At 65.4% G+C, this 13,765-nt stretch carries 13 protein-coding genes; 7 read left to right on the forward strand and 6 right to left on the reverse strand.

Going from position 1 to position 13,765, the window contains the following annotated elements:
- Positions 1-45 precede the first annotated feature (45 nt).
- The 5 genes from AC3G2C_RS12205 (at position 46) to AC3G2C_RS12225 (ending at position 2,892) form a co-directional block, all read left to right on the forward strand.
- Positions 46-861 (forward strand): helix-turn-helix domain-containing protein, encoded by an 816-nt coding sequence (locus AC3G2C_RS12205; protein ID WP_488384882.1) that lies wholly within the window; start codon positions 46-48, stop codon positions 859-861.
- A 40-nt stretch (positions 862-901) separates the two neighbouring features.
- Positions 902-1,744, forward strand: coding sequence for a DUF72 domain-containing protein (locus AC3G2C_RS12210; protein ID WP_488384883.1), 843 nt, complete (start codon positions 902-904; stop codon positions 1,742-1,744).
- Between the two features lie 64 nt (positions 1,745-1,808).
- Positions 1,809-2,225: a guanyl-specific ribonuclease gene (locus AC3G2C_RS12215; protein WP_488384884.1), complete on the forward strand. Its 417-nt coding sequence runs from the start codon at positions 1,809-1,811 to the stop codon at positions 2,223-2,225.
- Complete coding sequence (locus AC3G2C_RS12220; protein ID WP_488384885.1) at positions 2,222-2,665, forward strand: barstar family protein; 444 nt, start codon at positions 2,222-2,224, stop codon at positions 2,663-2,665. Before AC3G2C_RS12215 ends, AC3G2C_RS12220 begins: the two co-directional genes overlap by 4 nt.
- Before the next feature lie 5 nt (positions 2,666-2,670).
- Positions 2,671-2,892, forward strand: coding sequence for an RNA-binding S4 domain-containing protein (locus AC3G2C_RS12225; RefSeq protein ID WP_488384886.1), 222 nt, complete (start codon positions 2,671-2,673; stop codon positions 2,890-2,892).
- A 24-nt stretch (positions 2,893-2,916) separates the two neighbouring features.
- On the opposite strand, the gene AC3G2C_RS12230 is transcribed toward AC3G2C_RS12225, so the two are convergent.
- Positions 2,917-3,738 (reverse strand): arylamine N-acetyltransferase family protein, encoded by an 822-nt coding sequence (locus AC3G2C_RS12230; protein WP_488384887.1) that lies wholly within the window; start codon positions 3,736-3,738, stop codon positions 2,917-2,919.
- Between the two features lie 198 nt (positions 3,739-3,936).
- Here AC3G2C_RS12230 and msrA point away from each other — a divergent pair, with 198 nt between their 5' ends.
- Positions 3,937-4,635: a peptide-methionine (S)-S-oxide reductase MsrA gene (gene msrA / locus AC3G2C_RS12235; protein WP_488384888.1), complete on the forward strand. Its 699-nt coding sequence runs from the start codon at positions 3,937-3,939 to the stop codon at positions 4,633-4,635.
- 31 nt (positions 4,636-4,666) lie between these two features.
- Here msrA and AC3G2C_RS12240 read toward each other — a convergent pair whose 3' ends face one another.
- From AC3G2C_RS12240 to hutU, 5 genes are all read right to left on the reverse strand, one after another.
- Positions 4,667-7,417 carry a putative bifunctional diguanylate cyclase/phosphodiesterase gene (locus tag AC3G2C_RS12240; protein WP_488384889.1) on the reverse strand — a complete coding sequence of 917 codons (2,751 nt, stop codon included), beginning with the start codon at positions 7,415-7,417 and terminating at the stop codon, positions 4,667-4,669.
- 75 nt (positions 7,418-7,492) lie between these two features.
- Positions 7,493-8,266, reverse strand: a complete 774-nt coding sequence (locus tag AC3G2C_RS12245) for an iron-containing redox enzyme family protein (RefSeq protein WP_488384890.1) — start codon at positions 8,264-8,266, stop codon at positions 7,493-7,495.
- 386 nt (positions 8,267-8,652) lie between these two features.
- Entirely contained in the window at positions 8,653-9,042 is a 390-nt protein-coding gene (locus AC3G2C_RS12250) for an MAPEG family protein (RefSeq protein ID WP_488384891.1), read from the reverse strand.
- Between the two features lie 129 nt (positions 9,043-9,171).
- A complete protein-coding gene (gene bla / locus AC3G2C_RS12255; protein WP_488384892.1) occupies positions 9,172-10,188 on the reverse strand; it encodes a class A beta-lactamase in 1,017 nt (338 codons plus the stop codon).
- Between the two features lie 207 nt (positions 10,189-10,395).
- A complete protein-coding gene (gene hutU, locus AC3G2C_RS12260) occupies positions 10,396-12,066 on the reverse strand; it encodes a urocanate hydratase (RefSeq protein WP_488384893.1) in 1,671 nt (556 codons plus the stop codon).
- A gap of 193 nt (positions 12,067-12,259) precedes the next feature.
- Between hutU and AC3G2C_RS12265 the strand changes: the two genes are divergently transcribed.
- On the forward strand, positions 12,260-13,759 hold the full coding sequence (locus AC3G2C_RS12265) for a DNA-3-methyladenine glycosylase 2 family protein (RefSeq protein ID WP_488384894.1): 1,500 nt from the start codon (positions 12,260-12,262) through the stop codon (positions 13,757-13,759).
- Positions 13,760-13,765: the final 6 nt, after the last annotated feature.

Genomic DNA, 13,765 nt, shown 5'->3' on the forward strand with positions numbered 1-13,765 from the left:
CGCGCACGCGGGCCGTAAACTCGGGAGGTTCCCCGGAGCCCGCCCATGGGATACCTGGTCGCCACACCTGCGCCGCCCCTCGATGCCCTGGTCTCACGCCTGTGGGACTGGGATATGCCGCCGCCCGGCCATCATTTCGAGCGCGTGCTGCCTGGCCCGGGCGCCGGGCTGATCATCAACCTCCACGAAGACGAAACCCGGGTGTACTCCGATGACAGCGAGCGGCGCTGCGTGCGGTCTGCCGCCTCGGTCATCGGCGGCCCCTGCCTGCGCAGCCAGATCATCGACACCGCTGAGCAGGTTCGCGTGATGGGCGTGGTGTTCCACCCGGGCGGGGCACACGCGCTCACGGGCGAGGATCACACCGCGCTGGTGGAGCGCGATGTGGGCCTGGAGGACATCTTTGGCGCCTGCGCGCGAAGCCTGCGCGAGCAACTGCTCCACACGCCGAACGCCGCGCAACGCCTGGCCGTGCTGGAACAATGGCTGCGCACGCGCTTGCACACTCCACAATTGGCCCCGGAGGTGCGTTACGCACTGGCGGAACTGGAGCGGGCGCCGCAGGTGGCACGCATCGCCAGCCTGGTGCGCTACACAGGCCTGTCCGATTATCGCTTTGGCCGCCTGTTCCGGCGGCAGGTCGGCATGGGGCCCAAGCGCTACGCGCGACTGCTGCGCTTCCGCCTCGTCGCGGACACCGCCTACCACTGCGCCAGCGTGGACTGGAGCCGCGTGGCGGCCGATGGCGGCTATGGCGACCAGGCCCACCTCATCCACGAGTTTCGCGAGTTCGCCGGCATGACGCCTACCGCGTTCATGGCCGCACGAGGCCCTTACCCGAACCACGTGCCGCTGGATTGAGCCCGTCGTGGCATGATGCCGCCCCCGCAGGGAGTCCCCGATGCTCAACGACTTGTTTGCCAACACAGCCCCGCAAGGCACCGCGTCGCGCGTGCGCACGGGTATCGGCGGCTGGAATTTCGCGCCCTGGCGCAACAACTTTTATCCGTCCGGGCTGGTGCAGCGTCGCGAACTGGAATTCGCCAGCCGCCACCTGCGCGCCATCGAGATCAACGGCACCTTCTACGGCGCGCAAAAGCCCGCCACCTACGCCAAGTGGGCGGCGGAAACGCCGGAAGGCTTCGTGTTTTCGCTCAAGGCGCCGCGCTACATCACCGAAGGCAAGCGCCTGGCCGATACCGCGCGCGGCATCGATGGCTTCGTTTTTGGTGGCCTGGCCGAGTTCGGCGAGCGGCTGGGGCCGGTGCTTTGGCAGTTGCCGCCATCGCGCCCGTTCGATGCGGATGACCTGGCGGCGTTCCTGGATCTGCTGCCACGCGAACTCAACGGGCAACCGATGCGCCACGTGTTGGAAGTGCGTCACCGCAGCTTTCTGGACGAGCGCTACGTGGCGCTCGCTCGCCGCTACCGCGTCCCCACCGTGTTCACCGATTCCCCGCAATACCCGTCGCTGGCCGACCTCACGGGCGATTTTGCCTATGCCCGCCTGATGCGCAGCCAATCGCACATCGACACGGGTTACGACGTGGCGGAGCTGAACCACTGGAGCACGCTGGCGCGCCAATGGGCCGACGGCGAGGACCCGGCCGAGTTGCCGCATGTCGCCCCGCCGCAAGCGGCCGGCGCGGCCCGCGATGTGTTCGTGTACTTCATCAGCAGCGCCAAGGAGCGCAACCCCGCCGCCGCCATGACGCTGCAACAGCGCGTGGATGCAGCCGGCTGACACGCCGCTACGTACTCTTTGCCTCGGAAGCCCTACACTCGCGCCCATCCACCGGAACCTAACCATGCGCGCCCTCAAACCTTTCCTGTTGCTGATCGTGCTGGTGGTCGCCGCCGTGCTCTGGGGGCGTCATACCTCCGAGCCATCGCCGCCGCATTCCGGCGTGGCCGCACCGCACGCCACGGCCAGCGCCGCATCGTCGACCCTGCCATCGTTCCTTCCGCCCGAAGCGGCCGATACCCTCGCGCGCATTGCCCATGGCGGGCCGTTCGCGCATCGGCAGGACGGCGTGGTGTTCCAGAATCGCGAAGGTCGCCTGCCCGCGATGGCCGAGGGCTATTACCACGAATACACCGTGGACACGCCCGGGCTCGACTACCGCGGCGCGCGACGCATCATCACCGGCGGCACGCCGCCCCGGATCTACTACTACTCCGATGACCATTACCGTACGTTTCGCCAGTTCGAGGTAACCCCATGAACGCCAGCTTCGACCTGGATTTCAACGATGCCGAAGACAGCGGCATCTTTTTCGTCACTTCCGAAGATCTCGACCCGCTCGGCGATGCCGCCGGCATGGAAGGGCTCGCCGTGTGCCGCGCCAGCCTGGATGGCTACACCAATCGCGAGCTGCTGTTCGATCGCCTCACGCCGGCCCTGCGCCTGCCCGGCGACTTCGGCCGCAACTGGGATGCCCTGGCCGACAGCCTGCGGGATCTCTCCTGGCTCAAGGCGCCGGGCGTGACCCTGCTGCTGGATCACGCCGACCTGATGCGTGAAGCCAACGAGGACGATTTCGAGACCCTGCTCGATATTCTCGAAGACACCGTCGATTTCTGGCAGGAGGAAGGCAAGCCGTTCTTTGTCTTCTTCGCCCTGCCCGAAAGCGCTTTTGACGACTCCGACGACACCGACGACTAACCACCATGCAAGAAATCGATTTTGAACTGGACCGCGACTACGTGGAACTCAACCAGCTGCTCAAGCTGGTCGGGCTGTGTGACAGCGGTGGCGCGGGCAAGGCCATCGTCGCCAGCGGCGCGGTATCCGTGGACGGCGAGCAGGAGTTACGCAAGACCTGCAAGATCCACGCAGGCCAGGTGGTGCAATTGGAAGACTTCACGATCTACGTGAACGCAGCGACCTGAATGCGGTCACCACAGAGCCTGCGCTCAGCCAGGCTCCGGCAACTGTGCGAGCACTTGATCCAGCTGCGGATGCTCCGGCAGACGGATACCGAACGCCTCGCGCAATACCTGCTTGATCTCCTCCGCCCCGCCCAACACGCGCCGCACCGATTCGCCGCCGGTGAGATGCACCACGAACTCGCGGTTGCGCAGGCCCAGGCGCCGATCGGGCAGCGTGCGCGCCGCGATCAGGCTGTGCAGAAAATGGGATTCAGGAAAGGTCGAGGTAAAGTGGTTGGCGACCACATAGTCAATCGGCTCGCGTGGCTGCAGATCGAAGCGGTAAAGGGTTTTCCATTCTCCCCGCACCTGGGCCTGCATGCGCCATTGCCCCGCCGCTTCCAGCAAGCGGAACGGCTCGTTGCCGGTGGCCTGCGGTGCATCGGCCACCAAGCGCAGCGCGCCGCTCAGCGCCATGCTGCCGAAACCCACATCGACCAGCCAAGGCTCGCCACCCAGCAGCACGCGCAACAGCATGTGCGACTGTGCCACTTCGGCATCCTCCGGCTTCATCCACAACACACGGGCGATCAGTCCGTTCACCGTGTAGCCGAGTGCGCGCAACACATCCATCAACAGGCGATTCTGCTCAAAGCAATAACCGCCACGCCCCGCCTGCACCAGCTTGCGTTCCACGGCCGACGAATCGATCGACACCGGCTCGCGCAGCAAAGGGTCGAGGTTCTCGAAAGGAATGGCCGCCACATGCGCTGTCGTGAGCGCACGCAAGGTATCGATGGTGGGCTCTAGCGAGCCTCGGTAGCCTATGCGCGCCAGGTAGGCATCAAGATCGATTGCGTGCGTCATGGGTCGCAAGGTTGTGCGAAGGGGGCACCATAACACTCCTTTGGCGTGGCTTTCGCACTTGCCGCAAGTCATGGTGCCACCATGGAGGTAACCGGGCGCCGGCCTCAGGCGAATAGTCAGGTGTCAGCGGGGTCACCCGACCCCGCGACCACCGGCGGCGCACCTTTTGCGCCGCCATCGACCGATGGAGTTGCATCCATGCGTATCCGCCATTGCGCCCTGTTTACCGCCCTTGTTGCGCTGAGCACCTTGAGCGCCTGCAGCCTGGCTTCCGCAGGCAGCGGCCCCACCACCCTGCCCGACCCCGCCGCTGACGCTGCACCGGCCCAGAGCGAGCAAACCGCCGTGCTCGCAGGCGGCTGCTTCTGGGGCATGCAATCGGTGTTCGAGCACGTCAAAGGCGTACGCAAGGTATGGGCCGGCTACGCCGGCGGCGATGCCCGCACCGCGCAGTACGAACGCGTGAGCGATGGCGACACCGGGCACGCCGAGTCGGTGAAGATCCTGTTCGACCCCGCGAAGATCAGCTATGGCCAACTGCTGAAGATCTATTTCTCCGTCGCCACCGACCCCACCGAACTCAACCGCCAGGGCCCGGATGTGGGCACGCAGTATCGCGGCGCCATTTTCTATACCAACGATGACCAGAAGCGCGTGGCCAGCGCCTATATCGCGCAGCTCACCGCCGCTCATGCGTTCAGCGACCCCATCGTGACGCAGGTGGTGCCCTTGAAAGGCTTCTACGTGGCCGAGGCCTATCACCAGGATTACGCGCAGCGGCACCCTAACGAACCGTACATCGTGTTCAACGACGCCCCCAAGGTGGCCCATCTCAAACAGCAATTCCCCGCGCTCTATCGCCCCGAGGAAACGGTGGTAAGCGTGCAGCTGCATTGACCCAGGCAAGCGCGCCGGGTGCAGCCCGCCATCAGATGGATTCTGGCGGCACCAGGCGCAGGTGGGTGCCGACCGCGCGGCGACCGGAACCCACCAGCTCCACGATCTTCTCGGGCTCCACCGGGCGCGAATAGAGATAACCCTGGCCCTCCACGCAGCCGGCGCGCAGCAGCCAGCGGTGTTGCTCTTCCGTCTCGATGCCTTCGGCAATGGGGCTGATGCCTAGCCGGCGGCACAGGATGAGCATGGCTTCCACAATGGCGCCATCGCTTTCGTCATCGGGCAGGCCGGCCACGAAGCTCTGGTCGATCTTGAGGAATGCAATGGCGCGCAACTTGAGGTAACTCATGGACGAGTACCCCGTGCCGAAGTCGTCGATCGCCACGCCCACGCCCAGCGCATGCAGGGACAGCAACGTACGCTCCATTTCCTCACCGAGGCGCAGGATGGCGCCCTCGGTGATTTCCAGCATCAGGCGCTCGGGTGCCAGGCGCCGCGATTCCAGCAGCGAGCGGATGTCGTCGACAAAGTTGGCCTGGCCGAACCAGTGAGCGGACACGTTTACCGCCATGCGCAGCTGCGGCACGCCGTCGCGATCCCATTGCTGCATTTGCGTGCAGGCCGCTTGCAGTACCCACTGATCGATGCGCCGGATCAAGCCGAGCTTTTCCGCCATCGGGATGAACTCCGCCGGCGATATCAAGCCACGCTTGGGATGGTGCCAGCGAAGCAACGCCTCCACGGCGACGATCCGCCCGCTGCGCATTTCCACCGAGGGCTGGAACACCAGGTGGAACTCGTTCTCGGCCAGCGCCTTGCGCAACTCGGAGGCCAGCGCGATGCGTCGGCGCGCATCCGCCTGCATGCGCGGTGAGTAGAAGCGGAACGCATTGCGCTCCTCGGTCTTGGCCGCGTACATGGCGGCGTCGGCGTTGGTGATGAGGGTGGGTACGTCGGTGCCATCCAGCGGGTAGCAGGCAATGCCGATGCTCGCGCTCAACGCTACTTCGTACTCGCCCACCACCACCGGCGCGGCGAGCGCGGTAAGCAACCGGCCGGCAATGGCGCTGGCCTGTTCGCGCGAATACAAGTCACTGAGCAACACGGTGAATTCGTCACCGCCAATGCGTCCGGCCAGGCCGCGATCGCCCAGTTCGTACACGATGCGCTCGGCCACCTTGACCAGCAGGTGGTCGCCGATGGCGTGCGTGTAGCTGTCGTTGACCGCCTTGAAGGCATCCAGGTCGATGAAGAGCACCGAGATCATGCCGCGCTCGCGCTCGGCCTTGGCCAGCGACTGCACGCAGCGGCGCTCGAACTCGGCGCGATTGGTCAGGCCTGTGAGTGGATCGTGTGCAGCCAGGTATTGCAGGCGCTGCTCGTTGGCCTTGGTGGCGCTGATGTTGTTGATCACAGCCACGTAGTGCTGCACCTGCCCATCCGGGTTGCGGATGGCGCTGATGCTGAGCAGCTCCGGGTAGCTGGTGCCGTCATTGCGACGAGTGCGCACTTCGCCTACCCAGTTGCCATCCTCCTCGATGGTCTCCCACACCGTATTGGGCAAGGGCAATCCATCCGGCTGGCTGCGCAGGTCGTCGAAGCGCACCCCGTGCAGGGCCTGCGCGGTATAGCCGGTCATGCGGACGTGCGCTGCGTTGACGCGGGTTACGCGCCGATCGGCATCGGCGATGATGACGCCCTCGGCAATGCCGGACAGCGCCTCGGAGGCAATGCGTCGCTGCTGTTCGAGGTTCACGCGCTCGGTCACGTCGCGCAGGATTAACTGCCGCACGCTGCGCGTACCCCATTGGGCCATGCTGCTGCGCATTTCCACCGGCCGTCGCTCGCCGGAGGCGCCGTGCAACTCGCCGGTAACCGCACCATCGGCGCGATGCAGCACGGGCGTGAAAAGCTCCGAAAGCTGCGTGTCATGCAGGGCGTCGAGGGTTCGCCCGGTCCACTGCAAGGTGGTGCGATTGGCGCCGAGCACTTCCCCGCTCGCCTCGTCCACCATCACGATCGCATCGGCGGCGCTGTCGAACAGCAAACTGTAGCGTTCCTCGGTGCCACGAATACGCGTGAGCACGCGCTGCGCCATGCGCAGCCAGATCAACGAGGCGAGGCACGCTGCCAGGAACACGCCGGCGAACAATACCTGTCCCAGCCAGATGGCTCCCTCGGCCACCTCCAGCGAGAATTGCTTGGTGAGCGGCTCCAGCTCATCGTTGATGGCATTGATGGCGGCCAGCTGCCGGGTCACGGTATCCGCACTGGGCGCCCCCTGGGCACGCGTGCGCTCCAACTCTGCCGCGATCACGTCCAACCGCTTCAGCGGGCCATCGGCCGCGCGCCACGCCTGCACGGCCTCGCGCATGTGCGGCACCTGGGTACAGCAGCCCAGCATGAAAATCATGCCGGACTTGGCATCGGGGAGAATCTTGCCGCGCCGGAACGCCTGGTCGATCGCGGCGGGGTCGTACGAGCCCGAGGCGATCTGGTCACGCGCCCAGCCATCGGAGGCCAGCAGCCCGAAGTTGTCGCGGTATGCCCGCAGGCGGTCTTCGTTGCCGGTTTCGGCGTAGACGGTAAGGTCGATCACCGCCTGCTTCTGCGCCTTGCTCCAAATGCTCTCGCCGTTGAGGAAACCGGCGAGAGTCACCTGGACTTGAAGGGCAAACCAGGTCAAAAAGAGAATGAGGCCGATAACGGCCACCAGCCCGTAGGCCAGTGGCCTCAAGCGACGGGACAGCGGTCCTAGAGAGGTGCTACGGATCAAATCCATGGCGTCCCTTTTACATGACCACTTCATAAAGCTACATCTCGTCCCGTCACACTGTCGACGGCGAGATCTCTTCGGTTACGCCGCTTGGTCTTCCACCGTCTCCGCGGCCGAGGGCATCAGGCAGCGCTCCAGCCCGTAATGCAGGCTGATATAGCTGCGCTCGATGCACTCCCTCACGTGCTCCACGTCTTCCGGAGCGGGGTGGTTGCCCATCAGGGTACAGACAATTTCAAGCGCCTCCCATGGGTGGGTATCGTCATAGGCGGCGTGCAACTGTAGCCAACGCAGGGTCGCCTTACGCCCCGTGGGCGAAAGGCTCTCGGCGTATGCCACGCTGTCGTACACCTTTTGTGACCACTCACCAGTCACACCCTCGATGGCGTAGTTGGTGGCGGCCATGCCCGCAGCAAGGGAGTCCTTGCCGCACACCTCATGGCACCATTCGGCCGCCATCTGAGTTCCCCGCGGCGGCGTTCCTTCCAGCACGATCCGACGCGGCACGCCGGCACCATCGGCCCAGTCCAGCCAGTATTCGGCATGGTTCTGTTCCACGCGGATGTTGCGCACCAGCCAGCGACGAGCCAGGTTGTCGCCCTCGCTGCGCCCGTACTGCGTCTTCATCAGGTTCTGTGCCATGAACGAAGGAAAGCGCTCGATGAGCGACCAGGTGCCGACCATGAAGTTGCGCATGGTGGCCGGATCAATGCGTCCCTCGCTCATCAAGTCCCACATGGCATGCTCTCGAACGCTGCGGCGGGCGGGTTCACAGGCCTCAACCATCGCTTGCGCCCATTGGGGGTAGCTGCTCAGTTCAGTCAGCGAGCCGGTGCGTACGAATTGCGTATTCATAATGTTCTCCAGTTTTCAGTGAGAAACCATCGGCCCCTTGCCGACGGCCCGGTGCGATTGCCCCGGGACTGCATAGTGGTCACGCATCGCCGCTTGCGCATACCGATGCTGACTCACGGGCCAAGACCTCAGGCCAACTCACTGAAAACGAAAGAACTACACAACTACTTCACACACTCGACTGACACCCTGTTCCGAACGCATCGTCAAGCTTTCGACGTCAACATTATGACACGAGACAAGTTTTCGACACGGCGCAGCGGGGCTTCGCCCCCCGCCTCCGCCGCATCGTAGGGAAGCCCCACATGACGACAAGGTGATGCTTGCGCACCGTCGGGCGTGCCGATGACCCGACGCCCGTGCCGGCGAGGCGTGCACGCCTCGCATTACAGCAACGCCGACCACACCATCAGGATGCCCGCCAGCGACACCGCCCAAACCAGGGTTCGCAGGTATGGCACGCCCACCAGATAGACCGGCAAGTAGATCACCCGCGCCCAGAAGTACAGCTGGACACCCAGCGCGGTGACGCTATTGGTTCGTTGGGCCAGTACCACCGTCAGCACGGCGGCGACGAAGAACACGAAGGTCTCCAACAGATTCCGGCTGGCACGCTCGGCGCGCCCGGCGGCACCAGTAAGCGCCCTCGCCTCGCCTTCCCGGTTGCTGGCATTCCACGCCAACCCGCGCTGCTGGGTCATCAACGTGGCGGCCACCATGACATACACCAGGCCCAACAGGGTCGACCAACCCAACAGCTTCAGCTCGATCGGCATCGCACATGCTCCGTAGCCAGGGTGGACGCATCATGCGCCCGCCACGAAAGTGCCGCCAGTTACCTGGCCACGCGTCTGTTGCTGGCCTAGTGCCTGTTCGCGGGCTACGCGGAGACCGCGAACAGGATCTTAGTGCGCTACCCCAGCCGACACGGCGCGAGCCAGCTCGGCGAACAAGGCGTCGCGCTCGGCGGGCTTGGCCGGCGAGTCCTGGAGGAAAGCCGCCACGATCACCGTGCGTCCGTCCGGCCAAGTCAGCAGGGCCATGTCGTTATAGGCCGCCGTGCGGCCTTGCCAGGTGTAGGAGGTACCGGTTTTGTCGGCGACCACAACGCCGGCCGGTGCGCCCGCTCGCAAGCGGTTGGGAATCACCTGTGCCCGCATCAGCGCAAGCAAATGGTTGGTGGACGCATCCGACAGCAGGGCATGCGTGTAGAGCTTGCGCAGGAAGTCCACCGCTGCATCGGGACTGGTGCGGTTTCGCGGATCGGCCAGGAACGCCTGGTAGCCGCGCTTCACGCGCTGCGCGGCGGCCTCGTCCGATTCATTTGCGGGCACGACCTCGCCCGGACCGAGCGCCTGGAACACACGGGATACACCGGCTTCGTCCTGGTCCACGCGCATGCCTTCAATGCCGTGCGCTTTCAGAAACGCAGTGACCTCCTGCGGACCACCGATCAATTTGATCAAGGCATTGACCGCCGTGTTGTCGCTTTCGCTCACGGCTGCCTGTAGCAGGCGTTCGACGGTGAAGTTCATCCGCTCGCCCTGGAACTTGGCGCCGACCGAGGGCACCGCCGAACCACCCTGCACTTCATCGCGCGTGATGGTGACCGATTCGTCCAGCTTCAAACGCCCTGCATCCACGCGGGCCAGCACGGCGGCTGCCACCGGTGCCTTGAACACGCTCATCATGGGAAAGGCCTGCTGCGCGTTGGCGCCGGCCTTTGCGCCGGTGCGCAAATCCAGCACCGCGACGCCAAGCGTACCGGGGCGAGCGTGCGACACGGCGGTATCCACCGCTTGCTGCCACTGCGCCTGCTGGGGCGAGGTGGCCGCGATCACGGCGACGGGCGCGGCGACCAAGGCGCCCATGACACACAGCGGCGCCATCCAACGGCGCCCCATCCATTTGCGTTCCATCATGACTCTTGCGCTCCTGCTGAAAAAGATCGGCAGGAATATCGCATGGTCACGTGGCAATTCGCTGGCCGCGCCATGGCCGGCCAGCGATAGGGCCGCGCATCATCGCGCCGCATGCGCGGCGCGTACACGTCGGGGAAGGTCTGCTTAGAGGACATTTTGCTCGTCATTCCTGCGATAGCTGGGATGACGAGCAAAATCAGAGCACCCTCAGAGCATCGGCAGATTAAGCCCCTGCTCCTTGGCGCACTCGATGGCGATGTCGTAGCCGGCGTCGGCATGGCGCATCACGCCGGTGCCCGGGTCGTTCCACAGCACGCGGGCAATGCGCTTGTCGGCCGCTTCGCTGCCATCGCACACGATCACCACGCCCGAGTGCTGCGAGTAACCCATGCCCACACCGCCACCATGATGCAGCGACACCCAGGTGGCGCCGCCGGCCACATTGAGCATGGCGTTGAGCAACGGCCAATCGCTCACGGCATCGGAGCCGTCGCGCATGGCTTCGGTTTCGCGGTTGGGGCTGGCCACGGAGCCCGAATCCAGATGATCGCGCCCGATCACCACCGGCGCCTTGAGTTCGCCCTTGCGCACCATCTCGTTGAACGCCAGGCCCAACTTGTGGCGCAGGCCCAGGCCCACCCAGCAGATGCGCGCCGGCAGGCCCTGGAAGCTGATGCGCTCCTTGGCCATGTCCAGCCAGCGGTGCAGGTGCGGATCGTCGGGAATCAGCTCCTTCACCTTCTGGTCGGTCTTGTAGATGTCCTCCGGATCGCCCGACAGCGCCACCCAGCGGAACGGACCCACGCCACGGCAGAACAGCGGCCGTACATAAGCCGGCACGAAACCCGGGAACGCGAATGCGTTCGCGCAGCCTTCGTCCTTGGCCATCTGGCGAATGTTGTTGCCGTAGTCGAACGTGGGAATGCCCTGCGCGTGGAAGGCGAGCATCGCCTCCACGTGCAGCTTCATGGATTGCTTGGCGGCTTTGGCCGTGCCGGCCGGGTCGCTCTTGCGACGCTCGAACCACTGCTCCACCGTCCAGCCGCTGGGCAGATAGCCGTTGACCGGATCGTGCGCACTGGTCTGGTCAGTGACCGCATCGGGACGCACGCCGCGACGCACCAGCTCGGGCAGCACGTCGGCCGCATTGCCCAGCAACGCGATCGACTTGGCTTCGCCAGCGGCGGTGTACTTGGCGATGCGCGCCAGCGCGTCGTCCAGGTCGGTGGCCTGCTCGTCGACATAGCGGGTCTTGAGGCGGAAATCGATGCTCTTCTGCTGACACTCGATATTGAGCGAACAGGCGCCCGCCAGCGTCGCCGCCAGCGGCTGCGCGCCGCCCATGCCGCCAAGGCCGGCGGTGAGAATCCACTTGCCCTTGAGGCTGCCGCCGTAATGCTGGCGACCCATCTCGACAAAGGTTTCGTAGGTGCCCTGCACGATGCCCTGCGAGCCGATGTAGATCCACGAGCCGGCCGTCATCTGGCCGTACATCATCAAGCCCTTCTTATCGAGCTCGTTGAAGTGCTCCCAGTTGGCCCATGCCGGCACCAGGTTGGAATTGGCGAGCAGCACGCGCGGCGCATCCGGATGCGTGGGAAACACGCCGACCGGCTTGCCGGATTGAATGAGCAGGGTTTCGTCGTCGTTGAGCTGGCGCAGGGCGCGCAGGATGGCGTCGAAGCACTCCCAATTGCGGGCGGCGCGGCCAATGCCGCCATAGACCACCAACTCGGCCGGGTTCTCCGCCACCTCGGGGTCGAGGTTGTTCTGCAACATGCGGAACGGCGCTTCGGTGAGCCAGCTCTTGCAGCTCAGTTCGCTGCCACGGGGCGAGCGGATGGTGCGCGTGGTGTCGATACGGGTCGGAGCGTTCATGGAAAGCATCGCAGCCAGTGGGGAAACCTCGATTGTGGCGAGCCAGCCGGTCGGCCGCAAACCGCAGCGCGTCAAAAGCTGGTTTCGCGCTGTCGCGCCATCCTTGCGACGCGGGTCGCGGGCTGGCGGGGCGCTTGGTATTGATGTCCGAAAACGGCGAGTACGCACTGCCGCCCGGTGCTAGCCTGCACGCATGACATCCCCCTCCGCCTCCACGCACGCCAACCCCACGCTCCCCGATGAGCGCAGCTGCGAACAAGCGCGACTGAGCCGCGATGCCCGCTTCGACGGCCTGTTCTTTACCGCCGTGACCAGCACGCGCATCTATTGCCGGCCCGTGTGCCCCGCGCCGCCGCCCAAGCCGCAGAACGTGCGCTATTACGGCAGCGCTGCCGCCGCTGAGGCGGCGGGCTTTCGTCCCTGCCTGCGCTGCCGCCCTGAGCTGGCTCCGGGCAACGACGCCTGGCAGCGCGGCGATCACGTGGTGGCACGCACCCTCAAGCTGATGGACAGCGGCGTCTTCGACGAGCTATCGGTGGAAGCCATGGCCGAACGCGTGGGCCTGGGCGCGCGCCAGTTGCGGCGCGTGTTCGTGGAGCGATTGGGTGCCCCGCCGATCAATGTGCACACCACGCGCCGCCTGTTGTTCGCCAAGCAACTGCTTACCGAAACCGCGTTGCCAGTAACGGAAGTGGCGTTGGCGTCAGGCTTTCGCAGCCTGCGTCGCTTCAACGCCGCGTTTTTGCATGCCAATCGCATACCGCCGCGCGAGCTGCGCCGCCAGCCGCGCGCAGCCGAGGGGGATGCCATCACGTTGCGACTCGCCTATCGCCCGCCTTATGACTTCGACGCGATGCTGGCGTTTCTGCGCGGTCGCGCGCTTCCGGGCGTGGAGCGCGTGGACGAACACAGCTATGCGCGCGTGTTCGGTAGCACGCAAGCCCCCGGTTGGCTGCGACTGAGCGCGTGGCCCGGCGACGAACATGCCTTGCAACTACAACTGCATTGCCCCGAACCCAGCCAGATGCTTGGCGTGTTGAACCGGCTGCGCCGCATGTTCGACCTGGATGCCAACCCGCAAGCCATCGGCGACACGCTCAAGCAAAGCCCTGTGCTCAAGCCCCTGTGGCGCAAGCGCCCCGGCTTGCGCCTGCCCGGCAGTTGGGATGGTTTCGAGATGGCCGTGCGCGCCATTCTTGGGCAGCAAGTGAGCGTGGCCGCCGCGCGCACGTTGGCGTCGCGCATCGTGCAGCGCTACGGCACAGCGGTGTCGCAAGCGACGCTGCCCGGGCTGGAGCGCATGTTCCCCGGCCCCGATGTTCTGGTGGAGGCTGACCTGCGCGAGGTCGGCCTGACACGCGCGCGTGCCGATACCGTGCGCGGTGTGGCACAAGCGCTACTGGATGGTCGTATCGACTTTCGCGGCGAGCAGCCGCTGGCGGAGTTCGTGGAGCGCTGGGTTGCCCTGCCCGGTATCGGCGAGTGGACTGCGCATTACCTGGCCATGCGCGGGCTGAGTCACCCCGATGCGTTTCCTGCGGCGGATCTCATCCTGCGTCGCGCGGCCGCCGTGGACGGCGGCGAGCTGAGCACCAAGGCGCTGTCGGCGCTGGCCGAGGCCTGGCGTCCCTGGCGTGCGTATGCCGTAATACATCTTTGGCGCAGTACCGCCGACACCGCGCCGGCCAAATAAAGGTTT

It is taken from the genome of Frateuria sp. sgz306004 (assembly GCF_057750885.1).

What these genes read in the sequence shown, in the direction of transcription:
- msrA (WP_488384888.1), top strand. Translation starts at nt 3,937, where the DNA reads ATGCGTATCCGCCATTGCGCCCTGTTTACCGCCCTTGTTGCGCTGAGC.
- AC3G2C_RS12240 (WP_488384889.1), bottom strand. Translation starts at nt 7,417, where the DNA reads ATGGATTTGATCCGTAGCACCTCTCTAGGACCGCTGTCCCGTCGCTTG.
- AC3G2C_RS12230 (WP_488384887.1), bottom strand. Translation starts at nt 3,738, where the DNA reads ATGACGCACGCAATCGATCTTGATGCCTACCTGGCGCGCATAGGCTAC.
- AC3G2C_RS12210 (WP_488384883.1), top strand. Translation starts at nt 902, where the DNA reads ATGCTCAACGACTTGTTTGCCAACACAGCCCCGCAAGGCACCGCGTCG.
- AC3G2C_RS12205 (WP_488384882.1), top strand. Translation starts at nt 46, where the DNA reads ATGGGATACCTGGTCGCCACACCTGCGCCGCCCCTCGATGCCCTGGTC.
- bla (WP_488384892.1), bottom strand. Translation starts at nt 10,188, where the DNA reads ATGATGGAACGCAAATGGATGGGGCGCCGTTGGATGGCGCCGCTGTGT.
- AC3G2C_RS12220 (WP_488384885.1), top strand. Translation starts at nt 2,222, where the DNA reads ATGAACGCCAGCTTCGACCTGGATTTCAACGATGCCGAAGACAGCGGC.
- AC3G2C_RS12265 (WP_488384894.1), top strand. Translation starts at nt 12,260, where the DNA reads ATGACATCCCCCTCCGCCTCCACGCACGCCAACCCCACGCTCCCCGAT.
- AC3G2C_RS12215 (WP_488384884.1), top strand. Translation starts at nt 1,809, where the DNA reads ATGCGCGCCCTCAAACCTTTCCTGTTGCTGATCGTGCTGGTGGTCGCC.
- AC3G2C_RS12250 (WP_488384891.1), bottom strand. Translation starts at nt 9,042, where the DNA reads ATGCCGATCGAGCTGAAGCTGTTGGGTTGGTCGACCCTGTTGGGCCTG.
- AC3G2C_RS12245 (WP_488384890.1), bottom strand. Translation starts at nt 8,266, where the DNA reads ATGAATACGCAATTCGTACGCACCGGCTCGCTGACTGAACTGAGCAGC.
- hutU (WP_488384893.1), bottom strand. Translation starts at nt 12,066, where the DNA reads ATGAACGCTCCGACCCGTATCGACACCACGCGCACCATCCGCTCGCCC.
- AC3G2C_RS12225 (WP_488384886.1), top strand. Translation starts at nt 2,671, where the DNA reads ATGCAAGAAATCGATTTTGAACTGGACCGCGACTACGTGGAACTCAAC.